Annotated in this window: 27 protein-coding genes and 2 tRNA genes; 25 read left to right on the top strand and 4 right to left on the bottom strand. The window is 46.1% G+C overall.

Going from position 1 to position 22,130, the window contains the following annotated elements:
* The first annotated feature begins 46 nt into the window (after positions 1-46).
* Positions 47-349 (top strand): YunC family protein, encoded by a 303-nt coding sequence (locus AC3WTP_RS04565; RefSeq protein ID WP_492393402.1) that lies wholly within the window; start codon positions 47-49, stop codon positions 347-349.
* A gap of 419 nt (positions 350-768) precedes the next feature.
* Positions 769-1,209: a Dps family protein gene (locus AC3WTP_RS04560; RefSeq protein ID WP_492393401.1), complete on the top strand. Its 441-nt coding sequence runs from the start codon at positions 769-771 to the stop codon at positions 1,207-1,209.
* Positions 1,210-1,302: 93 nt separating this feature from the next.
* Here AC3WTP_RS04560 and AC3WTP_RS04555 read toward each other — a convergent pair whose 3' ends face one another.
* Entirely contained in the window at positions 1,303-1,641 is a 339-nt protein-coding gene (locus AC3WTP_RS04555; RefSeq protein WP_492393400.1) for a L,D-transpeptidase, read from the bottom strand.
* 331 nt (positions 1,642-1,972) lie between these two features.
* Between AC3WTP_RS04555 and sufC the strand changes: the two genes are divergently transcribed.
* The 5 genes from sufC to sufB are packed head-to-tail and all read left to right on the top strand — an operon-like array spanning position 1,973 to position 7,178.
* Positions 1,973-2,755 (top strand): Fe-S cluster assembly ATPase SufC, encoded by a 783-nt coding sequence (gene sufC, locus AC3WTP_RS04550; protein ID WP_492393399.1) that lies wholly within the window; start codon positions 1,973-1,975, stop codon positions 2,753-2,755.
* Between the two features lie 39 nt (positions 2,756-2,794).
* A complete protein-coding gene (gene sufD, locus AC3WTP_RS04545) occupies positions 2,795-4,108 on the top strand; it encodes a Fe-S cluster assembly protein SufD (protein WP_492393398.1) in 1,314 nt (437 codons plus the stop codon).
* Positions 4,105-5,331 (top strand): cysteine desulfurase, encoded by a 1,227-nt coding sequence (locus tag AC3WTP_RS04540; RefSeq protein ID WP_492393397.1) that lies wholly within the window; start codon positions 4,105-4,107, stop codon positions 5,329-5,331. Before sufD ends, AC3WTP_RS04540 begins: the two co-directional genes overlap by 4 nt.
* Positions 5,318-5,758, top strand: coding sequence for a Fe-S cluster assembly sulfur transfer protein SufU (gene sufU / locus AC3WTP_RS04535; protein WP_492393396.1), 441 nt, complete (start codon positions 5,318-5,320; stop codon positions 5,756-5,758). The genes AC3WTP_RS04540 and sufU overlap by 14 nt, the downstream gene beginning before the upstream one ends.
* A 22-nt stretch (positions 5,759-5,780) precedes the next feature.
* Positions 5,781-7,178 carry a Fe-S cluster assembly protein SufB gene (gene sufB, locus AC3WTP_RS04530; RefSeq protein ID WP_492393395.1) on the top strand — a complete coding sequence of 466 codons (1,398 nt, stop codon included), beginning with the start codon at positions 5,781-5,783 and terminating at the stop codon, positions 7,176-7,178.
* An 81-nt stretch (positions 7,179-7,259) separates the two neighbouring features.
* On the opposite strand, the gene AC3WTP_RS04525 is transcribed toward sufB, so the two are convergent.
* From AC3WTP_RS04525 to AC3WTP_RS04515, 3 genes are all read right to left on the bottom strand, one after another.
* Positions 7,260-8,432, bottom strand: coding sequence for a tyrosine-type recombinase/integrase (locus tag AC3WTP_RS04525; protein WP_492393394.1), 1,173 nt, complete (start codon positions 8,430-8,432; stop codon positions 7,260-7,262).
* Between the two features lie 110 nt (positions 8,433-8,542).
* The gene (locus AC3WTP_RS04520; RefSeq protein ID WP_492393393.1) at positions 8,543-8,956 is read right to left on the bottom strand and encodes an ImmA/IrrE family metallo-endopeptidase; all 414 of its coding nucleotides are present in this window, start codon (positions 8,954-8,956) and stop codon (positions 8,543-8,545) included.
* Positions 8,957-8,974: 18 nt separating this feature from the next.
* The gene (locus tag AC3WTP_RS04515; RefSeq protein WP_492393392.1) at positions 8,975-9,412 is read right to left on the bottom strand and encodes a helix-turn-helix domain-containing protein; all 438 of its coding nucleotides are present in this window, start codon (positions 9,410-9,412) and stop codon (positions 8,975-8,977) included.
* A gap of 108 nt (positions 9,413-9,520) precedes the next feature.
* Here AC3WTP_RS04515 and AC3WTP_RS04510 point away from each other — a divergent pair, with 108 nt between their 5' ends.
* The 18 genes from AC3WTP_RS04510 (at position 9,521) to AC3WTP_RS04425 (ending at position 22,032) form a co-directional block, all read left to right on the top strand.
* A complete protein-coding gene (locus AC3WTP_RS04510; protein WP_492393391.1) occupies positions 9,521-9,724 on the top strand; it encodes a helix-turn-helix transcriptional regulator in 204 nt (67 codons plus the stop codon).
* Positions 9,725-9,861: 137 nt separating this feature from the next.
* Positions 9,862-10,131, top strand: coding sequence for a group-specific protein (locus AC3WTP_RS04505; protein WP_492393390.1), 270 nt, complete (start codon positions 9,862-9,864; stop codon positions 10,129-10,131).
* A gap of 21 nt (positions 10,132-10,152) precedes the next feature.
* Positions 10,153-10,392, top strand: a complete 240-nt coding sequence (locus AC3WTP_RS04500) for a hypothetical protein (RefSeq protein WP_492393389.1) — start codon at positions 10,153-10,155, stop codon at positions 10,390-10,392.
* A 74-nt stretch (positions 10,393-10,466) separates the two neighbouring features.
* Positions 10,467-10,715 carry an AbrB/MazE/SpoVT family DNA-binding domain-containing protein gene (locus AC3WTP_RS04495; RefSeq protein WP_492393388.1) on the top strand — a complete coding sequence of 83 codons (249 nt, stop codon included), beginning with the start codon at positions 10,467-10,469 and terminating at the stop codon, positions 10,713-10,715.
* Positions 10,716-10,737: 22 nt separating this feature from the next.
* Positions 10,738-12,084 carry a chromosome segregation protein SMC gene (locus AC3WTP_RS04490; protein ID WP_492393387.1) on the top strand — a complete coding sequence of 449 codons (1,347 nt, stop codon included), beginning with the start codon at positions 10,738-10,740 and terminating at the stop codon, positions 12,082-12,084.
* A gap of 2 nt (positions 12,085-12,086) precedes the next feature.
* Complete coding sequence (locus tag AC3WTP_RS04485; RefSeq protein WP_492393386.1) at positions 12,087-13,175, top strand: ATP-binding protein; 1,089 nt, start codon at positions 12,087-12,089, stop codon at positions 13,173-13,175.
* Positions 13,176-13,199: 24 nt separating this feature from the next.
* On the top strand, positions 13,200-13,748 hold the full coding sequence (locus AC3WTP_RS04480; protein WP_492393385.1) for a hypothetical protein: 549 nt from the start codon (positions 13,200-13,202) through the stop codon (positions 13,746-13,748).
* Between the two features lie 9 nt (positions 13,749-13,757).
* Positions 13,758-15,338 (top strand): DEAD/DEAH box helicase, encoded by a 1,581-nt coding sequence (locus AC3WTP_RS04475; RefSeq protein ID WP_492393384.1) that lies wholly within the window; start codon positions 13,758-13,760, stop codon positions 15,336-15,338.
* A 3-nt stretch (positions 15,339-15,341) separates the two neighbouring features.
* Positions 15,342-17,588 carry an AAA family ATPase gene (locus tag AC3WTP_RS04470; RefSeq protein WP_492393383.1) on the top strand — a complete coding sequence of 749 codons (2,247 nt, stop codon included), beginning with the start codon at positions 15,342-15,344 and terminating at the stop codon, positions 17,586-17,588.
* A 269-nt stretch (positions 17,589-17,857) separates the two neighbouring features.
* Positions 17,858-18,256, top strand: coding sequence for a RusA family crossover junction endodeoxyribonuclease (locus tag AC3WTP_RS04465; protein WP_492393382.1), 399 nt, complete (start codon positions 17,858-17,860; stop codon positions 18,254-18,256).
* A 3-nt stretch (positions 18,257-18,259) separates the two neighbouring features.
* Positions 18,260-18,490, top strand: coding sequence for a hypothetical protein (locus AC3WTP_RS04460; RefSeq protein ID WP_492393381.1), 231 nt, complete (start codon positions 18,260-18,262; stop codon positions 18,488-18,490).
* Positions 18,487-19,578: a sigma-70 family RNA polymerase sigma factor gene (locus tag AC3WTP_RS04455; RefSeq protein ID WP_492393380.1), complete on the top strand. Its 1,092-nt coding sequence runs from the start codon at positions 18,487-18,489 to the stop codon at positions 19,576-19,578. Before AC3WTP_RS04460 ends, AC3WTP_RS04455 begins: the two co-directional genes overlap by 4 nt.
* A gap of 117 nt (positions 19,579-19,695) precedes the next feature.
* Positions 19,696-20,229: a hypothetical protein gene (locus AC3WTP_RS04450; RefSeq protein WP_492393379.1), complete on the top strand. Its 534-nt coding sequence runs from the start codon at positions 19,696-19,698 to the stop codon at positions 20,227-20,229.
* A 48-nt stretch (positions 20,230-20,277) separates the two neighbouring features.
* Complete coding sequence (locus AC3WTP_RS04445) at positions 20,278-20,637, top strand: RNA polymerase sigma factor sigma-70 region 4 domain-containing protein (RefSeq protein WP_492393378.1); 360 nt, start codon at positions 20,278-20,280, stop codon at positions 20,635-20,637.
* A gap of 6 nt (positions 20,638-20,643) precedes the next feature.
* On the top strand, positions 20,644-21,249 hold the full coding sequence (locus AC3WTP_RS04440; protein ID WP_492393377.1) for an ECF-type sigma factor: 606 nt from the start codon (positions 20,644-20,646) through the stop codon (positions 21,247-21,249).
* A 139-nt stretch (positions 21,250-21,388) separates the two neighbouring features.
* A tRNA-OTHER gene (locus AC3WTP_RS04435) sits at positions 21,389-21,472 on the top strand.
* 4 nt (positions 21,473-21,476) lie between these two features.
* Positions 21,477-21,551, top strand: a tRNA-Pro gene (locus AC3WTP_RS04430).
* Between the two features lie 112 nt (positions 21,552-21,663).
* Positions 21,664-22,032, top strand: coding sequence for a DUF6173 family protein (locus AC3WTP_RS04425; protein ID WP_492393376.1), 369 nt, complete (start codon positions 21,664-21,666; stop codon positions 22,030-22,032).
* The last annotated feature ends 98 nt before the right edge of the window (positions 22,033-22,130 follow it).

Genomic DNA, 22,130 nt, shown 5'->3' with positions numbered 1-22,130 from the left:
CAATGCATACAAATATACGGCAGATCGTAAGCAAGGAGGGTGTGCATTGGTTAATATTATTCCAATTGAGATTGAGGGGCATACAGTGATCGGGGTGGAAGTTCTGCTGCCGAAGACGACGCTGCTGTCGATATCGACAGATAAAGGGTACATTATGTGCGGCGCGCTGGATGTCGGACTGCTGAATGATCGGCTGAAGGAACGTCATATTATTGCAGGTCGCGCTGTTGGGGTCAAGACGCTAGAGCAGCTCCTTCATGCGCCATTAGAATCGGTTACCCATGAAGCGGAAAATTGTGGGATAACAGCAGGGATGATAGGGCGCGATGCCTTGTTGAAGATGCTATAGACAACAACACGGAAGCTTAAGGTCGGTTCAACTTCGTTTGAACCGGCCTTTTGTATATTGCCGGGCACATTGGCGAAGCCTACATTAGAAAGTGCGGATATACGAATAAAGAATGTTTATTCTACTGAAGTTGGTTTGTGTAATTAATATCATTGGCGAAATAAGAACATGAGTTACAATTAATAGATGGATGCACGATTTGGATGATGTTCATATGTGAAATGAAGTCCAAAGATAGGTGCCGCATCATCAGTTGTAACTAATAAGATTGTTCTTATGCGCAAGTTGGTAGAAATAACCTGTATTTATTTCAAAAAAAGACTTGTTATATAATGATTATTAGTTTAGAATAATTATCAAGAAGGAAATGTTATTATGTTTACAACTAAATTCAGATATATACTTAGGAGGAAATTATTATGACTAAAGCAGCACTGCACACACAAATGAATCAACAAGTGGCAAACTTGAATTTGATGTATGTTAAACTTCACAGCTATCACTGGTTCGTGAAAGGACCTCATTTCTTCACGCTTCATGAGAAATTCGAAGAGCTGTACGATGAAATGACTGCGAAGATGGACGAAGTTGCAGAACGCCTGCTGATGATCGGCGGCAAACCATATGCTACTCTGAAAGAATATGCTGCACATGCAACTATTCAAGAATCTGCAGGTACTGAATCACCTGAGCAGATGTTGAAGCAGTTAATTGCTGATTTCAATCAGCTCGTGAATGAATTTGGTGCTGCGAGCAACGAAGCAGACAACCTCGGTGACAAAGTGTCTGCGGATATGTTCGTGAGCATGTCTGCAGATCTGGAAAAGCATGTATGGATGCTTAGTGCTTATCTTGGATAATAGTGCAACATTCCATCTGTGAAATAATGAACTAGCCAAACCTAGAAAAGACGCATCCATTACTTATTTCGGATTGCGTCTTTTATTATGTTCTTAAGGTCTAATGGTAACTTTTGTGCCGATAGGCACCAGGCTGGCAAGCTGCAGCACGTCGGCATTGTACATTCGAATGCACCCGTGTGATACCTCATGACCGATGGAAGATGGATCATTGGTTCCATGAATGCCATAATGCGGCTTGGATAGTCCCATCCAGAACACGCCGAACGGACCGCCGGGATTAGGAGCCTTGTTAATGATCGCATATTGACCGGCAGGTGTTGCTGTCAGCATTTTCCCAATACCAACCGGATATCCGCGCACTACAGTATCATCATCCAACAGGTACAGCATCCGATCTGATAGATCAACGATAATGCGGTAATTCGGCATAGTTGCTTCTCGCCTCCAAATCTATTTCATTAGACTATGTCAATGACATTAGCAAAGTCACGAATTCAATCGAAAATGGGCGTCTGACTGATTATTATTGGATAATATGGGGCAAGAATCATGCATAAGACGTGGTTAAAAGTAGTTTGTTGTACTCGAAAGTTGAAAAGAACATTGGAAAGATTTAAAATTGTATTGAGAATCATTGAGAATCACTTTATAATAAATACAATGTGATAAATTTTATAGAAAAGTTCGAGCTTACTCGTATGGGTTATAAGCTCTTTACTTAAACAATTAAAAACCATGAACATTTGGAGGTACAGCACACATGGCAACTCAATTCGTCGTAGATGGCTTGAAAGCGACCATCGAAGGTAAAGAAATTCTCAAAGGTATCAATATCGAAGTTAAGGGCGGCGAAGTGCACGCGATTATGGGACCGAACGGTACAGGTAAAAGTACACTCGCGTCCGCTCTGATGGGTCATCCGAAATATGAAGTAACAGAAGGCAGCGTATCCCTCAATGGTGAAGACGTACTTGAGATGGCTGTAGACGAGCGTGCTCGTGCCGGCCTGTTCCTAGCTATGCAGTATCCAAGCGAGATTGCAGGTGTTACAAACTCCGACTTCATGCGCAGCGCGATTAACGCTCGCCGCGGTGAAGGCAATGAGATCTCTCTGATCAAGTTCATTCGTCAGATGGAAGGCAAGATGAAGGAACTGGATATGAACCAAGAGTTTGCTCACCGCTATCTGAACGAAGGCTTCTCCGGCGGCGAGAAGAAACGCAACGAGATCTTGCAGATGATGATGCTTGAGCCGAAGGTCGTTATATTGGACGAGATCGACTCCGGTCTTGATATCGACGCCTTGAAGATTGTTGCGAACGGCGTTAATGCTATGCGCAGTGAAGATCGCGGCTTCTTGATCATTACTCACTATCAGCGTTTGCTGAGCTACATCAAGCCTGACTTCGTACACGTTATGATGCAAGGCCGCATCGTTAAATCCGGCGGACCTGAGCTTGCAGAGCGCCTTGAAGCTGAAGGCTATGACTGGATTAAGGAAGAGCTCGGTATTGTAGACGAAACGGTAGGCCAAGAAGAATAGTCGCAGTAACGAACGAATGACAGGAGGAGCGATAGACCGATGAGTACCGAAACCGTATTGCCCGTAGACCGTGAAGCGGTCGCGGCTCTCTCCCGCAGCAAGAACGAACCGGCATGGTTAGCCGAGCTTCGCGTGCAGGCGTTGGAGAAAGCAGCAACATTGGGTTTGCCTAAAATAGAAAAAACGAAGATTGATCGTTGGAACTTGTCAGCTTACGGGCGACCTGCAGAAGTTCAAGCTGCAGCAAGCTTCAAGGAGCTTCCAGCAGTAGTGCTTGAAGTATTGCAAAGCGCTGAGGCTGAAGAAGTTCACAATGTGCTGGTACAACACAATTCCGGTGTTTCCTATAAACAATTGCAGCAAGAGTTGAAAGACAAGGGTGTCATCTTTACGGACCTGGAAACAGCTGCGCGTGAGCATGAGGAATTGGTTAAGCCATATCTGATGCAAGCTATTAAGGCTGATGAGCATCAACTGGCTGCACTTCACGCCGCATTGTGGAACGGCGGAGCATTCTTGTATGTTCCTAAAAATGTGGAGCTGGATGTCCCTGTGCAGGCCATGTTCTATCACGAGGATGCGGCAGCAACTTTTGCGCCGCACGTATTGATCGTTGCTGAAGCAAACAGCCGTGTAAACTATGTAGACAACTATATCTCTTCTTCCGAAGCGGCTCCAGCGGTACACAACGGTATCGTTGAAGTATTCGCGAAGCCGGGCGCTAAGGTGACTTATGCTTCCATTCACCATCTGAACAAGGAAACGGTGGATATCTCATTCCGCCGTGCTATCTTGGAACAGGACGCTCAGATCGAATGGATCGTTGGCGAGATGCATGATGGCAATGCCGTCTCGGAGACGACATCTATACTACAAGGCAATGGCTCTAACTCTGATGCGAAGGTCATATGTGTAGGCAGTGGAGAGCAGAAGCTCAACATTACGACAAAAGCTATTCACTTCGGCAAGAGCTCAGAGAGCCAGATGATTACCCGTGCAGTTATGCGTGAATCTGCATCTGCTATTATCAACGGTATCTCGAAGATTGAGAAAGGCGCGACGAAGGCGAACGGCCAGCAGACAGAGCGAGTATTGATGCTTAGCCCTAAAGCACGCGGCGACGCTAACCCGATCCTTCTGATCGACGAAGATGATGTTAAGGCAGGTCATGCGGCTTCCGCAGGACAAGTGAATCAAGAACAAGTTTATTATATGATGTCGCGCGGTATATCTCGCTCGGATGCAGAGAATCTGATCATTCGCGGATTCTTGGCACCGGTCGTATCAGATATACCTAACGAACAACTGCAGGCGCTTCTGAGACGTTACATCGAAAGGAAGTTAGGACAATGATCGGACGCGAGCTTCGTGAGCAATTTCCGATATTGAATCAGAACGTAAATGGATACCCTTTAGTATACTTGGACAGCGCGGCTACATCGCAGAAGCCGATCCGCGTGATTGAAGCTGTGAAGAAGTATTATGAGTGGGATAATGCAAACGTTCATCGCGGCGTACACACCCTCGGGTCACGTGCGACGGACGCTTACGAAGGCGCGCGTGACAAGGTAGCACGATTCCTCAATGCAAAGAGCGCTGAGGAAATCGTGTTCACTCGCGGAACGACGACAGCGTTGAATCTGGTTGCTTCATCGTATGCTCGATCTGTATGCAAGGAAGGCGATGAGATCGTCATTACAGAGATGGAGCATCACAGCAATCTGATCCCTTGGCAGCAAGCTGCGAAAGCAACCGGGGCTACGCTGAAGTATATCCCTATGCAGGAAGACGGCTCGATCTCATTGGCAGATGTGGAAGCGACGATTACCGACCGTACGAAGGTCGTGTCCGTCGTGCACGTTTCGAATGTCCTCGGACAAGAGAATCCTGTTAAGGAGATTGGAGAGATCGCACATCGTCATGGAGCCGTAATGGTAGTGGATGGCGCGCAGAGCACGCCACACATGAAGGTGGATGTTCAAGACTTGAACTGCGACTTCTTCGCATTCTCCGGCCACAAGATGTGCGCTCCAACTGGAATCGGTGCCTTGTATGGGAAGAAGGCGCTGCTAAACAACATGGAGCCGATCGAGTATGGCGGCGAGATGATCGACTTTGTAGATCTGTATGATTCTACATGGAAGGATGCGCCGACACGATTCGAAGGCGGAACACCGCTGATCGCGGGCGCTGTAGGATTAAGTGCTGCGATCGATTTCCTGCAGGAAATCGGGTTGGATACGATTCATCAGCATGAGCAAGCATTGGCTGCTTATGCATATGATAAACTATCGATGATCAATGGAATTACGATATACGGACCGGAGCAGGAACGTGCGGGTCTGATCACCTTTAATCTGGATGATGTTCATCCGCATGACGTAGCTACTGTATTGGATTCGAAAGGCGTTGCTATACGCGCGGGTCACCACTGCTGTCAGCCGTTGATGAGATGGCTGGAAGTCAGTTCGACTGCAAGAGCAAGCTTCTACTTGTACAATACCGAAGAAGATATCGACGCGCTCGTGAGAGCGTTAGTCGAAACAAAGGAGTATTTCAGCGATGCAATTGGATGATTTATACCGCAGAGTCATCATGGATCACTATAAGAGACCGCGTAACCGGGGAACGTTTGACGCGGACGCGGTAACGATCAACTTGAACAATCCTACATGCGGTGATCGTATCTCCTTGCAGCTGCAGGTTGTAGACGATGTAGTGCAGGATGCTCGTTTCACAGGTGAGGGCTGTTCGATCAGCATGGCGAGTGCTTCTATGATGACTGAAGCCGTTAAAGGGAAGTCTTTAACAGAAGCTTTAGAAATTGCAGATCGATTCTCTGCTATGGTTAAAGGCGAAGACGTAGAATTCGAAGAATATGAAGATATTGAAGCGTTGTCCGGCGTATGCAAGTTTCCGGCACGAATCAAATGCGCAACTCTTGCATGGAATGCGCTGCGTAAGGGTACAGACGAACCGGAAGGCAGCGAGCAGGAGAAGTGACGGAAAAGGGAGGTAGACAGTGATGGCAGTTAATGGGCCGGAAATGGAAGAGTATAAATATGGCTTCCGCGACAATCACCAATCGGTGTTCCAATCAGGCAAAGGACTGACGCCTGAAATTGTTAAGGAAATCTCGAAGATTAAGAATGAACCGGAATGGATGCTTGATTTCCGTATGAAATCATTGGGTCAGTTCAACAAGATGCCTCTCCCGCGTTGGGGCGGCGATCTGGATGAGTTGGACTTTAACGACATTCAATATTATGTTCGTCCATCTGAGAAGCAAGGCAAGACGTGGGAAGAGGTACCTGCTGAGATCAAGGAAACCTTTGATAAGCTCGGTATTCCTGAAGCGGAACAGAAGTTCTTGGCTGGTGTATCTGCTCAGTATGAATCTGAGGTTGTATACCATAGCATGCAGAAGGAACTTGAAGAACAAGGTGTTATCTTTACAGATACAGACACTGCGCTTCGTGAGCATCCGGAGATCTTCCGCGAGCACTTTGGTACTGTAATTCCGTTTACAGACAACAAGTTCGCGGCTCTGAACAGTGCTGTATGGTCTGGCGGCAGCTTCATCTATGTTCCTAAAGGTGTAAAGTGCGAAATTCCGCTGCAAGCTTATTTCCGCATCAACTCCGAGAATATGGGACAGTTTGAGCGTACGCTGATCATCGCGGATGAAGACAGCTTCGTGCACTATGTAGAAGGCTGTACAGCTCCGATCTACAGCACGAACTCGCTTCACAGTGCGGTAGTTGAGATTATCGTGAAGAAGAACGCTCGCGTTCGCTATACGACGATCCAGAACTGGGCACCGAATATCTACAACTTGGTGACTAAGCGTGCGGTATGTGAAGAGAACGCGAACATGGAATGGGTTGACGGCAACATCGGTTCCAAGCTGACGATGAAATATCCGGCTGTATTGCTGAAAGGCCGCGGCGCGAAAGGCTCCGTTCTTTCCATCGCAGTAGCAGGCAAAGGTCAGCATCAAGATGCTGGTGCGAAGATGATTCATCTGGCGCCAGATACAACTTCGACGATCGTGTCGAAGTCGATCTCCAAGCATGGCGGTAAAGTAACGTACCGCGGTCTGGCTTCCTTCGGCCGCAACTCTGAGGGTTCCAAGTCCAATATCAAGTGTGATACGCTTATCTTGGATAACGAATCAACTTCAGATACGATCCCATACAATGAGATCTTGAACGATAACATCCAGTTGGAGCATGAAGCTACGGTATCCAAGGTATCGGAAGATCAATTGTTCTACCTGATGAGCCGCGGTCTGTCAGAAGCAGAAGCGACTCAAATGATCGTTATGGGCTTCATTGAGCCGTTCACGAAAGAATTGCCAATGGAATATGCGGTTGAGATGAACCGATTGATCAAGTTCGAGATGGAGGGAAGCATCGGTTAATTCTTTACAAACCTTGCTGCAACAGGGCTTGTAAGGTGTTAATAGAGCAGTGCAAATGGACCGTGCCGATTTTGTGCCGATTCAATCTTCTCTTTTTGTGTAGGAGGCGAACTTTTGAAGTTCGTCTTCTTCTATTTTTTCGGTAATATCTAGGTATGTGTCCGTAGTTGTTTTGATGGTTTTATGCCCTAGTCGTTGGGAGACGAATAAGATACTTGCGCCTGCTTCAAGGAGCAGAACGGCATGAGTATGTCGAAATACATGAGTGCCTTTATACTCAACTCCAGCTTTCTTGCAGTAATCGTGGATTGATTCGCGTACAGTCGATGGCGTTAGGTAGTTACCTAAATAATTTTGAAAAATAATACCATCTTTATTTTTCTGAAACGATTCGGTACCAAGGATCATTTCTTCTTGCATTTGTTTGAACTTCATTAACTCATAAATTAGATCATCATTAATTGCGATTGTTCGATACGATGATGAATTTTTTAGAGTAGTAAGTTTTACTTCGTTATTGTCATTTCTTCTCGTTTGACGTTCAATGGTAAGCTTATTACCTTGAAGATCTGTCCATCTTAATGCCAATGCTTCACTGATCCTTAAGCCTGTTTGGCTTAGAAAATACATAAGCATATAGTATATTTGGTATCCTTCGAAACGCTGATGCTTGTACGTCTCCATAAAATCAAGTAAAGTATTTAATTCATTTAAGTTATAGTATTTTACGTCTTTTTTAATACTGACAGAATCCTTAACTGGCACCTTTAATCTATCTGCTGGATTCTTCTCTAACACTTCTAATTCGTGGACTGCATAGTGAAAAATGCTTTTTAGAACGGAAAGATATTTAAGCCTAGATCCGAAAGAATATTTTTCTGTGCCGTCCTTGTCTTTTTCATTAGCGTATTTCTGCATCCACTGTTTAATCTCAGTCCGTCTGATACGCATAATTCGTTTGTTTTTATCACCGAAGTATGGGAGAATGTGCAAACGAACAATTACCTCAAGTTGTTCAAAGGTAGGCTCCTTTACATTTTCCTTTTTATACTTGTACAACCATTCCTGGGCTACCTCTTCGAATAGCATGTTCCTATCATTTAGTGTCTGGCCATAATAGATCCGTTCTTCCACTTTTCCAGCTTCTATTTCCGCCTCCTTTTTCGTACGAAAAGTTCCAATGCTAAACTCTTCACCATCTTTTGAAACTCTTGCTTGCCAATTTCCACTTTTCAATTTCCTGAATGTTGCCAAAGTAATAATTCTCCTTTCTTGGAACATATGTTCTGTTTTTTGAGTATATGTTAACAGCCTTGCAGCTGGAAAGCACAAGGATTTATAGTGATGTATTTTAATTCTAATCACTATTGATAAAATTCGAGAAACTCAACTGGAATACCGCTACGTAATAGAAATTCGCTTTTGGTTTCGCCAGGGTATGGATTGCTGTCTCCAATGAGTAGATGAACGGCAAATTGGTTGGCCTCTCGTTCAATTTTATCTAATGAGAATAATGTGTTTTTCTTTAAGAAAGGTGTGTTGACACCATGATGCAGAAAGTGATGACCTAGTTCATGGGCACAGGAAAATGTCAAATTAAAGTCATTAAATCTGTTGTTGATGTGAATACTGGGTATTCGGTTTAGACATGTATAGTACCCCATAATATTCTTTCCCAGGTCTTCGAATACTACTTCGATGTTTCTGCTAGAAGCAATTCGAAATGGATCACAAGTGCCATACACTCTCACAAGTCCACGAGCTAGTTGTTGTTCCATATGACAACTCCCGGAAGTCTAATTTTTATATTTGTTTGGAGTAAATTTCTTCTTTGCCATTTTTTTAGACATACGTAAAGTGTTTTCTAGAGAGATTTTTAATAATTCCCGATCTTCATCATCCATTGGTTCTCCCATAAATGCTAATGAAGTATCATTCTCCAATTCATGCATCATTCTTTGTAATTTTAGAGCAATGTCTTTTTCTTCTTTAGGTGTAAAATCGTATGGATCTACACCCTTGTTTGGCGAAGGATCGTCAGAGCGACAAAGTAGATATTCAGTATTGGTTCTGAGTATATCTGCGATTTTGTCTAAATCAACGCTTGAAGGTACAACTCTTCCGTGTTCAATGTGACCAAAGTTAGAGCGCCCCATCCCTAATTGACTTGCAATTTCATCTTGCGTGAGCCCCAATTTTTTTCTTAGAGCACGTATTCTTTCCCCTTGAGCCATGGTGCAGCCTCCTAAAAAATAAAATTCGTAAACGGTATTTAAAATACTTGACGGTAGTATTAATACCGTTTATAATCAAGTTAACATCAATGCAGGAGGTGATAATTAATGACAGCATTGTCGAAAAAACGTGATTTATTGCGTTTAAAACGTTTAGAGAAAGGCTATACACAAGAAGCCTTTGCAAAGGTTGTTGGTGTTTCCAAGGATCACATTAAAAGTTTGGAGTATGGTAGGGTTAACCCAAGTTTTACACTTATGATGAAAATTTGCGATGCACTTGAAAGCAAACCAGATGAAGTATTCATCTAATAAATGGTATTTCTAATACCTAACCAAAGTATATACTTAGTATAAGGTAGTGTCAATACCTCTATTTAAGTGTGCCCAAATATTTTTTTTGATGTAAACGGTATTTAAAATACCCAGTCTGAGAGGCGTTAAATGAAATGAATAACCTAGTTAGTATTCAGTTGGATGAGAATGTGGTCCGTGAAATGTTAAAGCAAAAGATGTCTGAATTATTAATAGAAGCAGATCTTGAATTTGTTTTTTGGGATACATCAGAACTAAAGCGAAGAACTTGTTTATCGTGGAATACAATTCAAGATACCTTTTTCTTTGACTCTCGCTTTCCAAAACGGAAGGTAGGTGGGAAATGGTTGTTTCCTGCCAGAGAAACTAGATCATTTTTAGAAAAATGGCTTAGTGAACAATGATTTTAAGAGAGGGACCGCAAAATGAATCGTAATCAACTTGTTACTGAAGCACTTCAGGCCTCGAAGCATGCAAGACATAACCTAGCGCTTATCCAGCGCCAGCCGGATCGGATCGCACACGGCAAGCATGCGGATGCAGTTACATATCTACAAATGATGATCCGCTTCGCAGCCAACGAGACAGCTGCTACAAAATCGCCGCGAATCCGGTTCCTGGATCGCTTGAGAGGGGTGATGCGCATGCAAATAAAAAGCAGCTGATCGCCTGGCCGGGCGAAAGCTGCAGATAAAATACCTATTCAAGGTCAGTTTAACCTGACAAGGAGGAAAATGCAATGAAAGCTACAGGTATTGTTCGAAATATTGATGAATTGGGACGCATCGTTATTCCGATGGAATTGCGACGTTCGATGCAAATTAAGGAGAAGGATCCTATCGAGATCTTCACTGATGGTAATCGGATTGTTCTTCAACAATATACGCCTGGCTGTGCGTTATGCGGAGACTGTGACCGGACGCTAGAAAATGTCATGGGTAAGGCAGTTTGTGTAAGATGCATTTCTACTATTAAAGCGATCAAATAGATTGGTAGCAGGAGGGTTAAGCATGAGCATGATAAAAATCAATAAGCTCGAGATCGAAAATGTAAAACGGGTCAAAGCCGTTAAGATAGAGCCGACCATCAATGGATTAACCATCGTCGGTGGCAAGAACAAGCAAGGTAAAACGAGTGTACTGGACTCCATTGCATGGGGGCTAGGTGGCAATAAGTATCGTCCGTCTCAGCCTGAGCGCGAGGGATCAGTGGTACCGCCTTATCTTCACATCGTGTTATCAAATGGGCTGATCGTCGAGCGTAAGGGTAAAAACAGTGATCTTAAGGTAATCGACCCGAACGGTCAGAAGGGCGGGCAGCAGCTCCTAGACAGCTTTGTCGAAGAGTTAGCGATCGATCTGCCGAAATTTATGAACGCTTCGAACAAGGAAAAGGCCAACATCTTACTGCGCATCATTGGCGTTGGCAATCGCCTGCACGAGCTGGAGGTTCAGGAGCAAGAAGTCTATAACCGGCGACATGCCATTGGTCAGATTGCTGACCAGAAAGAAAAGTTTGCTAAGGAGCAGCCTTACTTCACAGATGCTCCGAAAGAGCCTATCTCAGCATCTGAGCTCATTCGCCAACAGCAAGAGATACTTGCTCGCAACGGTGAGAACCAACGGAAGCGCCAGCGAGTGACGCAGATCCAGAACGAATTTGAGCAGCATGGTCGAGAAGTGGTACGGCTGACAGCGATGCTCAACGCTACGCAAGAGAAGTATAACCAGTCTCAACAGGATCTAGCGATCGCGCAGAAAGACGCACTCGACTTGATTGACGAATCGACCACTGAACTAGAGAACAACATCCAGCAGATTGATGAGATCAATCGTAAGGTCCGCGCTAACCTTGATAAGGATAAGGCTGAATCTGACGCCAGCGATTACCGAGTGCAGTACGAGAAACTGACATCTGAGATTAATGCGGTCCGTCAGCAAAAGAGTGAGCTACTTACTAATGCTAATCTGCCGCTCCTAGGCTTGTCCGTAGCTGATGGCGAGCTCATCTATAACGGTCAGAAGTGGGACAACATGAGCGGCGCTGAGCAGCTGAAGGTATCGACAGCTATCGTGCGTAAGCTCAAGCCAGATTGTGGGTTCATTTTGCTGGACAAGCTCGAACAAATGGATCTGGATACATTAAACGAGTTTGGCACATGGCTTGAGCAGGAAGGACTGCAGGCGATCGCTACACGAGTCAGCACTGGAGAAGAGTGCAGCATCATCATTGAAGATGGATATGTTTCTGGAGAAGAAGGCGTTCAATTGCAGCAGCCTCCAGGAGAGATTGATCCAGGAGAAGGTTGGAGCGCTCCGGCATCTACACAAGCGACTTGGAAAGCAGGTGAGTTCTAATCATGGAAGTGATTAGCGGAAAAGTGGAAAAGGCAAAGAAAGTGGTGTTGTACGGTCCAGAGGGGATTGGTAAGTCCTCTTTGGCTGGACAATTTCCGAATCCAATCTTTATTGATACTGAGGGCTCAACGGCAGAGATGGATGTTCAACGTCTGGCTAAGCCGACGAGCTGGGAGATGCTCCGCCAGCAGGTGGAATGGGTGAAGCAACAGGCGGGACGCTTTGGAACTATCGTCATCGATACGATCGACTGGGCTGAAATGCTGTGCGTGGACAGCGTCTGCGCGCGACATGGGAAGAAAGGGATTGAGGACTTTGGATATGGTAATGGTTACGTCTATACCAAAGAGGAATTCGGCCGGTTCCTGAATCTGCTCAGCGACGTCATCGATGCCGGTATCCATGTTGTGCTGGTCGCTCATGCGCAGATCGTTAAGTTTGAGCAGCCGGACGAGATGGGGGCATATGATCGTTACCAGCTCAAGCTTGGAAAAAAGACGAGCTCGCAGACAGCGCCGCTCGTCAAGGAATGGGCTGATATGGTCTTATTCATTAATTATAAAACGTTCAGTGTTGCTGCCGATCAGAAAGGAACAAAGCATAAGGGACAGGGCGGCGTGCGTACGGTATACGCGACACATCATCCGGCATGGGATGCGAAGAACCGTCACGGCCTGCCTGATGAGTTTCCATTGGATTACTCCTACCTTGCTCACATTTTCAATAAGAGTTCTGTAGCAGCACCACAGTCGCAAGTATCACCTTCGCAGGCACCATCTGTATCAATAGCGCCAGAATCTGCTGTTGATCCAGTGCCTCAGAAAGTTGAATCAGCATCTCAATCTCCTGCGTCTGCAGCCGGACCATCGCACGATCTGGATCCAAACTTTCCACGTTCATTGCGTGATTTGATGGCACAGCATCAAGTGCAGGAATATGAAATCCAGTTGGTGGTTAGTCAAAAGGGATATTACCCAGCTGATACACCAATAGTCAACTATGATCCTAGTTTCATCGAGGGAGTTCTTGTTGGAGCATGGCCGCAAGTATTCGGCATGGTTCAAACAGCAAGAGATAACACACCATTTTAATAACTAACACTGGAGGAATTATACATGACTCAAAATAATGAACGCGAATTTGGTTGGGACGACACGATTGAGAAGGATGGCGGGGAATTTATCATCCTGCCTGCAGGCGACTACAATTTCACGGTTACCAAGTTTGAGCGCGGCCGGTTCGGTGGCAGCGAGAAGATGCCTGCTTGTAATCAAGCGAAGCTGGAACTGACGGTCCATTCACCAGAGCATGGGGATGTGGTGATATTCCACAATCTGTTCTTGCACACAAAGACGGAGGGGCTGCTATCAAACTTCTTCGCTGGCATTGGCCAGAAAAAGAAGGGACAACCACTACGGATGAATTGGCAAACAGTTATTGGTTCAAAGGGACGGTTGAAGCTGGAGATCAATAGATTTAAAGGTCGTGATGGTGATGATCGTACCAACAATCAAGTTAAGACCTTCTACGCTTACGATGAAGCACCGGTACATTCACATCCTCAATATCAGCAGCAACCACAACAGCATCAGCAGGCGCAAAATCAAGCACCATTTCCGACGCCAAACCAACAAGGTGGCGGTTGGGCACCTGGACAGTTTTAGGAGGTAGCTATGGAACTTAGAGGCTATCAGCAGGAGGCGCGCAGCGCTATTCAGTCAGAGTGGGAAAAGGGCGTACAGCGGACATTGCTTGTCCTTCCTACTGGCTGCGGGAAGACGATCGTTTTTTCAAAGGTAACAGAAGACCGAGTGAGATTGGGCGAGCGCGTGCTCGTCCTAGCTCATCGCGGGGAGTTGCTAGACCAGGCTGCCGACAAACTGGAGAAGTCAACGGGCTTGAAGTGCGCGACGGAGAAAGCAGAGCATACCTCGATCGGCAGCTGGTACCGTGTTGTCGTTGGAAGCGTCCAAACGATGATGAGGGAGAAGAGATTGGAACAATTCGCGCCGGATCACTTCGATACAATTATCGTCGACGAAGCGCACCATTGCATCTCAGACAGCTATCAGCGGGTGCTTCATTATTTCGAGTTCGCGAATGTATTGGGTGTTACTGCTACGCCGGACCGCGGCGACATGCGGAACCTTGGCGCCTACTTCGAGAGCCTGGCTTACGAGTATACACTGCCTAAAGCAATCAAGGAAGGATATCTTAGCCCGATAAAGGCGATGACGATTCCATTGAAGCTAGATTTATCCACAGTTTCTCAACAGGCAGGAGATTTCAAGTCAAGTGACTTGGGTACCGCATTGGATCCGTACCTGGAATCAATCGCTGCAGAAATGTGGAAAGTAGCGAAGGACCGGAAGATTGTCGTCTTCCTTCCACTGGTCAAGACGAGTCAGAAGTTTACCAATATCCTGAACTCCATGGGATTCCGCGCGACAGAGGTCAATGGTGACTCACAGGACCGCGCTGAGATACTAGCCGACTTCGATAAGGACAAATATAACGTTCTGTGCAATTCAATGCTACTCACTGAGGGCTGGGACTGCCCGAGTGTAGATTGTGTCGTGGTATTGCGGCCAACTAAAGTACGAAGCTTATACAGCCAGATGGTGGGGCGTGGTACCCGACTGTATCCTGGTAAAACTGAATTACTGTTGCTAGATTTCCTATGGCATACAGAGCGGCATGAGCTCTGTCATCCGGCTCACTTGATTGCAGAGAATGAGGAGATTGCCAAGGCCATGACTAAGCAGATCGAAGAAGCTGGCATTCCTTTAGATCTGGAGACGGTTGAGAAGCAGGCTGCTGAAGATGTGATTGCTCAGCGTGAGGAAGCATTGGCTAAGCAGTTAGAAGAAATGAAACGCCGTAAACGTGCGCTGGTGGATCCGCTGCAATTCGAGATGAGCATCCAGGCAGAAGACCTTTCCAGCTACGTTCCATCGTTTGGTTGGGAAATGGCTCCGCCTAGTGATAAGCAGCTTCAAACACTTGAGAAGTTGGGCATCCTGCCTGATCAAGTTGATAACGCAGGCAAGGCAACTAAGCTGCTGGAACGTTTGGACAAGCGACGTACAGAGGGGCTGACGACGCCGAAGCAGATCCGCTTCTTGGAGCAGCGCGGATTCGAACACGTTGGAACATGGTCGTTTGATATAGCAAAACGCTTGATCGACCGTATTGCCGGCAATGGTTGGCGCGTGCCGGAAGGCATTAATCCTAAAGAGTATCGCGGGGAATAAAGTATGGAGCATAAACTGGACCTCATTGCTTTGCTGTCTTATGTCGATCCGGCGTTCTTGAGCTATCAGGAATGGGTCAACGTCGGCATGGCGCTGAAATATGAAGGCTATACGGCAAGTGACTGGGATGATTGGAGTAAGCGTGACGGATCCAGGTATCATCCCGGTGAGTGCTTTAAGAAATGGACCACGTTTGAGGGATCCGGTAAGCCGATCACCGGCGCAACGATTACGCAGATGGCCAAGGATAACGGCTGGATCTCACGTTCCGCCGATCGAGACGAACGTGAGCTAGATTGGAACGATGAGATTGCTGGCGAATATGTGGTAGTCAATAAGAACTGGATCGAAGGCAAGGAGATCCACGAGCCGGCTGTATGGAATCCTGTACAGCAGCTGACTACTTACCTGGAGATACTGTTCGAAGCATCTGAGAACGTCGGATATGTCGTGGATACATGGCAGAACGATGAAGGGAAGTACCTGCCAACCAAAGGGGCATGGGATCGATCAGCCGGGGAGCTGATTCAGCTTCTTAACCAGTGCGATGGTGATATCGGAGCTATACTGGGCGATTATGATCCAGCAGCAGGGGCGTGGATCCGGTTCAATCCGCTCGACGGCAAAGGCATCAAGAACGAGAACGTGACCGAATTCCGTTATGCTCTGGTTGAATCAGACACAATGGATCTTGAGAAGCAGAACGCGATCATGCGTGAACTGGAGCTGCCCATAGCAGTTCTTGTCTACAGTGGAGGTAAGAGCGTTCATGCCATCGTGAGGATCGATGCAGCCAACTATGACGAGTACCGAAAGCGAGTAGATTACCTATACGATATCTGCCGGAAGAACGGGCTCAATATCGATAATCAGAACCGGAATCCTTCCAGGCTGTCTCGCATGCCAGGCGTCGAGCGAAACGGGAAGAAGCAATTCATCATTGATACCAATATAGGTAAGAACAGTTGGGATGTATGGCAGAACTGGATTGAAGACTTGAACGATGATCTCCCGGATCCGGAGAGCTTGACGGAATACTGGGACAACATGCCGAAGCTAGCACCGCCGTTGATTGAGGGCGTGCTGCGGCAAGGACATAAAATGCTTATGGCTGGTCCGTCGAAGGCTGGCAAGAGCTTCGCGCTTATCGAGCTCAACATCGCCATCGCAGAAGGTGTCAAATGGCTAGGATGGCAATGTACGCAGGGTAAGACGCTCTATGTGAATCTCGAGCTAGACCGGGCCAGTTGTCTCCATCGATTCCGAGACGTATACATGGCGATGGGACTGGCACCAAAGAACATTGGCAACATCGATATTTGGAACCTGCGTGGTAAGTCGGTACCGATGGACAAGCTAGCACCGAAACTGATCCGGCGCGCGGCCAAGAAAGGTTATATCGCGATCATCATAGACCCGATCTACAAGGTACTGACAGGGGACGAGAATAGCGCGGACCAGATGGCTCACTTCACTAACCAATTCGATAAGATCGCGACGGAGCTAGGCGCTAGCGTTATCTACTGCCATCATCATTCCAAGGGCGCGCAGGGCGGTAAGAAATCGATGGATAGAGCAAGCGGAAGCGGCGTATTCGCTCGCGATCCGGACGCGCTCATTGACTTGGTTGAGCTTGATATAACGGAAGCTTTATTGAAGCAAGAAGAAAACAAGGCGATTTGTAATGTATATCATCTATGCTTTGAGAATTTCAACAGTAAGTATCTTGATGAGCATGTATCTCAGGATGATCTGCTAAGCGCTTCAGCAATGGAGGATCACGCTAAGCGTGGCATACCCGGGCAGCTAGCAAACGCAAGAGAAGCAATTAATAAAGCTCTTCACGGTATTCGTATTCGCTCAGCTTGGCGCGTGGAAGGCACGCTGCGGGAATATCCGAAGTTCGAACCAGTTAACATGTGGTTCCAGTATCCGATCCACAAGGTGGACGATACCGGTAGCCTGAAGGACATCGATCCGGAAGGAGATTCGCAGCCGCCCTGGCAGAAAGCGACTGGGAAGCGGAAGGATAAGGCGAAAGAGCAGCGACGAAGCAAGGCTGAAGAGTTTGAGGACGTAATTAATAATTGTAATTTTGGTGAGCCTCCTACGTTGTTAGATGTCATGACATGGTATGAATCGACAGGGAAAGAGGTTGCTGAACGCACTTTGAGAGACTGGATCAAGAAGTATGGATACGAGATTGATCGTAATATTGGATTCCGCATAGTAAAGAAAAATGACGAGTAATTGCGGCGGCAATCATGATTTTATGATGCTTGCAAAATGTTGCGACGACCATGTTTTTATGATTGCCGCAATTTGCGAAATATGATTGCCGCAGTTCTGCAATAAATTGCGGGGATATTGATGCGTGTATGATTGCCGCAAGTTACGGCGGCGACCACTATATATAAATATATAAGGAATAGGGAGGGGGTATAAAAATCCCCCTCCCCCTTCCCCTAAATTTATGGGACAAACCCCCGCGAAAAAAGTAGGCGATTGGAAGTGATAGATTGACGACTGAATTCTTCATGCCAATGAAAAAAGTGCCGACGATAACTCACCAGCAGAAGCAAGTGTCTGTAGCCAGTGGGAAGCCGGTATTCTATGAGCCGGCAGAACTCAAGGCGGCTCGAGCGAAGCTGATGGCACATTTAGGTAAGCATGTACCCTCTCGTAAATATTCAGCGGCAGTCAGGCTGACAGTGAAGTGGTGTTTTCCGATCACTGGTAAACACCAGGACGGGGAATACAAGTACACGAAACCTGACACTGACAATCTACAGAAGCTGCTAAAAGATTGTATGTCCGATTGTGGGTACTGGAAAGATGACGCACTAGTTGCATCTGAAATTGCTGAGAAGTTCTGGGCGAAGCTGCCAGGGATCTATATCAAGATCGAGGAGTTATAGCTTATGGATTATAAAGTCTTCTACGGTGACGTTGTGAACTGGATCCAACAAGCCAATCAAATGGCCCTCAAGCACGGACTAGGGCATGAAGCATTTTGGACATGGGTTGCCGACAGCAGCGGACAAATGGAAAAGAAGTACCAGGCGAATCCGCTCGTTATCAAGCAGATGATCATGCTGATCGAATGGCTTGAAGAAGCTTACGAAAAGCAAAGGGGTGGGGCTGTTTCATGAACAATTCTTATAACCCTCATCTCGGCTATGAAGCTGATGTACTAACCAACAGCATAGGCATGGTCCATAAAATTGCGGGGAAGTATCGTGTCGCAGTAGGAGCTGGCTTCGACTACGAGGATATAGTTTCCGAAGGGACACTCGGAATGCTTGAAGCGTTTCGCCGATATGATCCAGATCGGTTCGATGGAAGAGTAAATTCGTTTTCTACTTATGCGATCCCTTGGATTAGAGGACATATTCAGCGTTTCATTAGGGACAAGCGCTATACCGTTCGAGTCCCGAGAAGGATTTACGATAAAGCAAATGTTATTCGTAACAACGGATGGACAGATGAATCTGCAACAGCCATATCTGACAAAACTGGATGGGGACTACTAGAAGTCACCGATATTTTGAGCCATATGAACGGCTGGTCAATAAAGTCACTAGATCAGGTTGTAACAAACAATATCGATGATACAGATATGACTTTATACGATGTGTTGCCTAGTGAATCAGATTTATCGAGAGTTGATGTTATGAATTTTATGGATGTACTCAGCCCAAAAGAAAAGCGTCTAGTTGAGTTGCTGCTGATCGGAGCTAAACAAAAAGAGATTGCTGCTGAATTAGGCATTACTAGAACGTATATCAATCGATTTTTGAAACGAGTACAAGATAAGTACATTCAGTTTCAAGCTGGAGAACTGGCTAAGGAGGATCTTAACATGAGTAACGCTATTGAAAATGCGAAATCATCACTATCAAAGATTGAATGGTTTATAGATTCAACTGTGCCTACTATGCCAAGTGTTAATGTGAATTCACAAGGGATTTACTTGAACAAACATGCTGTTAACGAATTGGGATGTAAAGCAGGTCAGTTCTTAAGCATCGGCTTCGATTCTGCTGTTAATCGGCTTGTTATACGCATTGATAATCATGGTTTAAAGCTCCGGAAAGTAAATGGGGACTGTGGTCTTCGATTGGTCAATAAAGGTTTTGGAGACTGGTTAAGAAAGAAACAGATTACTCCTAAGAGATATTCGCTTCAAAGAGATCGTCTCCAACCTGTGTTCTTTATTGAGTTAGATCATCATGATTAAGTCCGATCCGATCTTTAACGATATCCCGTGGGAGTTTATCTACGACGAGCAAGGGCAGTTGATCGGTGAGGTGTACCTCATTCCTGTTGAGCAGCCGGTAAGGAGGTGCAAGAGAAAATGGGGCACTACTTTTACATTACACCAGAAGAATATGCAGAAGCGGAAAAAGTCGGTGTGACTCCAGCAATGCTTGATCGACGAGTCAGAGCACAGGGATGGCCAAAAGCTCGAGCGATGACCACACCGCCACGAAAACTTACTGATCGAAGTAAATGGAGCGCTGTAGCAAAACAGAATGGCATCAAGTATGACACTTTCATGACTCGAGTTAGAGCAGGTTGGTCGGAGGAGAGAGCGGCTACTCAGCCGCTCCAAACTCAGGAAGAGATCAAAGAACAAGCATTGAGAGCGACGGACTATATACGTGTGTTTCCGGAGAAGTTTCTCAGACTAGCTGAGCAGAACGGTATCCCTTACTTCACATTCCGGTATCGTGTTAAATATTGTGGCTGGGATCTCGATCGGGCCGCTACGGAGCCAGTATGGACAGCTCAGCAGCGCGGACACTTAGGTGCCCAACGTCTCCGTGAGCGCGAAGGGGATTGGGCCGCACAGATATTTGGCAAGAAGGTTTTACGTGATGGTACGTGATCGCGACTCGCTCAGACTGAGAGTAAAGGTTAAGGAGGATGAAGCTGTATGAGACCAATTGATAGAGAGCCGATTCACCGACTATATCTCGAAGGAAAAACAACAGAGGAGATTGCGCAACTCGTCGGCAGCACAAATCGCAGTATCCGATCCCTCATCTTGAACGAGCGCAAGAAGTTTCCTTACGCTTGGCCGTATCGGAATAGAGCAGATGCGATCTCGGCACCATTGCCGCTCATGATGCATCTCTTTGAGTGTGAGGATTGCTGCATTACTTTTTCGGTTGAAGATTATGAAGGCGTTGATCACTCTGCCACTGTATGCCCGATATGCCATTGTGACGAGATGCTTCAGGATATTGGGTACGGGCAATTCTTGAATTCTAATTTTGCTAGAAAGTCAGGGTGATGGTGAATGACAGAAGAACAAGTAATAGAGCAGCTATCCTATTACCGGCAGAAGCAAGCGCGGATCCAGGTGCTGAGTACGTATAGTGTAGGTGCCGGCATTACGGTATCGAGACTAAATCAAGAGGACCAGCTGCAGGATCTGCACCGTAAGCTTCGAGGAAAACCGACTTACATGTATCTGAGCCAGCACGAGCAGCAGTTAGAGACAACGGCACATGCATATCTCACTAGATATCCGGCAGGCATTAAGAGCCAGCTGCAGGCGATTCCGATGCAAGGAGCTGATGCTGAGGATGATAAACTGTTGACTGAACTACAAAGCAAGATCAAGAAGGTGATCGCAGCGCGAGGGTATGATGTGCAGGTCGGCATTGACGCAGTGTTGGATAGGCTTGTGGAGCTGCAGGAACTGCGTGAGGAGATTGCGCACATAGATAATGTGTTGGAAGCTTTGGAAGAGTACAAGCCAGACTATGCGAAGCTCTTGCGTATGAGGTATCTCGAAGATCTACCAGCTGGCAATGTAGCTGATGAATTAGGAATCGTTCGTAAGACGTTTGAACGGTGGAGACCAAAAGCAGTTGCTGAATTTATTAGGCTATCTGGATAGTGTCGCAAACTTGTCGTATCAGTGTCGCATAGGAGTCCCAAAACAATAAAAAATCCGTGTTATTATGATAGTGTCGAAAGAATTATAGATGTGGCTGGCAATGGCTGCGGGGGCGCTGTTAGGCGGCCACATCTTTTATACCGAAGTAACTCAGTGGGAGAAATGCAGAAGACGTCATTAACAAGACTGCAGGGCTCAGGTTCGATTCCTGGCTTCGGTACCAATACACGGATGTGGAAAAGTTTGGAGTTCTCGCTTGCCTTGGAAGCAAGAGGTCGCAGGTTCAAGTCCTGCCATTCGTATTATTCAATATATCAACTCCCTTCCCATTGCCGCCTCTGATCGGGTGGCTTTTTACATTGCAGGTAAATGTATCCTGATGTAAGATGGTGTCGAGGGGGAGGTGGAAAATGTATGTACGATTTTGGATCGATATTACCAAGTAAACCGGTTCTACCAGATTTTTCGAACATTAAATTCAAAGATGACGCGGATACAATTGCTGAAGATCTCATACTTGCAGCAAACGAGTATAATATGCAATTGGATGACCAACACGAAGTTGGTGTAATGCTTGCATCCTTCGGACAAACGATCACAATAAATATTACCGGAATCGGGTATAAAGGTGGTAAGTTGATAAAATTCACGGGTAACATAGCTGATAGTGGAGCCCTTGTTGAGCTTTATCAACACGTAAGTCAAGTGAATTTCTTACTAGTATCTTTACCTAAGGCTGAACCTGAAGCACCTAAGAAAGTGGTAGGGTTCATCCAAGAATAGTTGAAGTGTTGAAGGAGCACCCAGTAACTGGGTGCTTTTTATTTTGTCTAATACCACAAGCACGCCCAGGCGTTGCGAGGCGAGGTGAACAAAATGGC

It is taken from the genome of Paenibacillus sp. EB106-04-04-XG159, from assembly GCF_058791835.1.
The sequence above is the reverse complement of the archived record's forward strand: the minus strand, read 5'-3'. Positions and strand labels throughout refer to the sequence as shown.

What these genes read in the sequence shown, in the direction of transcription:
- sufU (WP_492393396.1), top strand. Translation starts at nt 5,318, where the DNA reads ATGCAATTGGATGATTTATACCGCAGAGTCATCATGGATCACTATAAG.
- AC3WTP_RS04510 (WP_492393391.1), top strand. Translation starts at nt 9,521, where the DNA reads ATGACAGCATTGTCGAAAAAACGTGATTTATTGCGTTTAAAACGTTTA.
- AC3WTP_RS04425 (WP_492393376.1), top strand. Translation starts at nt 21,664, where the DNA reads ATGTACGATTTTGGATCGATATTACCAAGTAAACCGGTTCTACCAGAT.
- AC3WTP_RS04500 (WP_492393389.1), top strand. Translation starts at nt 10,153, where the DNA reads ATGAATCGTAATCAACTTGTTACTGAAGCACTTCAGGCCTCGAAGCAT.
- AC3WTP_RS04515 (WP_492393392.1), bottom strand. Translation starts at nt 9,412, where the DNA reads ATGGCTCAAGGGGAAAGAATACGTGCTCTAAGAAAAAAATTGGGGCTC.
- AC3WTP_RS04520 (WP_492393393.1), bottom strand. Translation starts at nt 8,956, where the DNA reads ATGGAACAACAACTAGCTCGTGGACTTGTGAGAGTGTATGGCACTTGT.
- AC3WTP_RS04450 (WP_492393379.1), top strand. Translation starts at nt 19,696, where the DNA reads ATGGGGCACTACTTTTACATTACACCAGAAGAATATGCAGAAGCGGAA.
- AC3WTP_RS04440 (WP_492393377.1), top strand. Translation starts at nt 20,644, where the DNA reads ATGACAGAAGAACAAGTAATAGAGCAGCTATCCTATTACCGGCAGAAG.
- AC3WTP_RS04460 (WP_492393381.1), top strand. Translation starts at nt 18,260, where the DNA reads ATGGATTATAAAGTCTTCTACGGTGACGTTGTGAACTGGATCCAACAA.
- AC3WTP_RS04480 (WP_492393385.1), top strand. Translation starts at nt 13,200, where the DNA reads ATGACTCAAAATAATGAACGCGAATTTGGTTGGGACGACACGATTGAG.
- AC3WTP_RS04475 (WP_492393384.1), top strand. Translation starts at nt 13,758, where the DNA reads ATGGAACTTAGAGGCTATCAGCAGGAGGCGCGCAGCGCTATTCAGTCA.
- AC3WTP_RS04505 (WP_492393390.1), top strand. Translation starts at nt 9,862, where the DNA reads ATGAATAACCTAGTTAGTATTCAGTTGGATGAGAATGTGGTCCGTGAA.
- AC3WTP_RS04490 (WP_492393387.1), top strand. Translation starts at nt 10,738, where the DNA reads ATGAGCATGATAAAAATCAATAAGCTCGAGATCGAAAATGTAAAACGG.
- AC3WTP_RS04540 (WP_492393397.1), top strand. Translation starts at nt 4,105, where the DNA reads ATGATCGGACGCGAGCTTCGTGAGCAATTTCCGATATTGAATCAGAAC.
- AC3WTP_RS04455 (WP_492393380.1), top strand. Translation starts at nt 18,487, where the DNA reads ATGAACAATTCTTATAACCCTCATCTCGGCTATGAAGCTGATGTACTA.
- AC3WTP_RS04560 (WP_492393401.1), top strand. Translation starts at nt 769, where the DNA reads ATGACTAAAGCAGCACTGCACACACAAATGAATCAACAAGTGGCAAAC.
- AC3WTP_RS04470 (WP_492393383.1), top strand. Translation starts at nt 15,342, where the DNA reads ATGGAGCATAAACTGGACCTCATTGCTTTGCTGTCTTATGTCGATCCG.
- AC3WTP_RS04555 (WP_492393400.1), bottom strand. Translation starts at nt 1,641, where the DNA reads ATGCCGAATTACCGCATTATCGTTGATCTATCAGATCGGATGCTGTAC.
- sufB (WP_492393395.1), top strand. Translation starts at nt 5,781, where the DNA reads ATGGCAGTTAATGGGCCGGAAATGGAAGAGTATAAATATGGCTTCCGC.
- AC3WTP_RS04445 (WP_492393378.1), top strand. Translation starts at nt 20,278, where the DNA reads ATGAGACCAATTGATAGAGAGCCGATTCACCGACTATATCTCGAAGGA.
- sufC (WP_492393399.1), top strand. Translation starts at nt 1,973, where the DNA reads ATGGCAACTCAATTCGTCGTAGATGGCTTGAAAGCGACCATCGAAGGT.
- sufD (WP_492393398.1), top strand. Translation starts at nt 2,795, where the DNA reads ATGAGTACCGAAACCGTATTGCCCGTAGACCGTGAAGCGGTCGCGGCT.
- AC3WTP_RS04485 (WP_492393386.1), top strand. Translation starts at nt 12,087, where the DNA reads ATGGAAGTGATTAGCGGAAAAGTGGAAAAGGCAAAGAAAGTGGTGTTG.
- AC3WTP_RS04495 (WP_492393388.1), top strand. Translation starts at nt 10,467, where the DNA reads ATGAAAGCTACAGGTATTGTTCGAAATATTGATGAATTGGGACGCATC.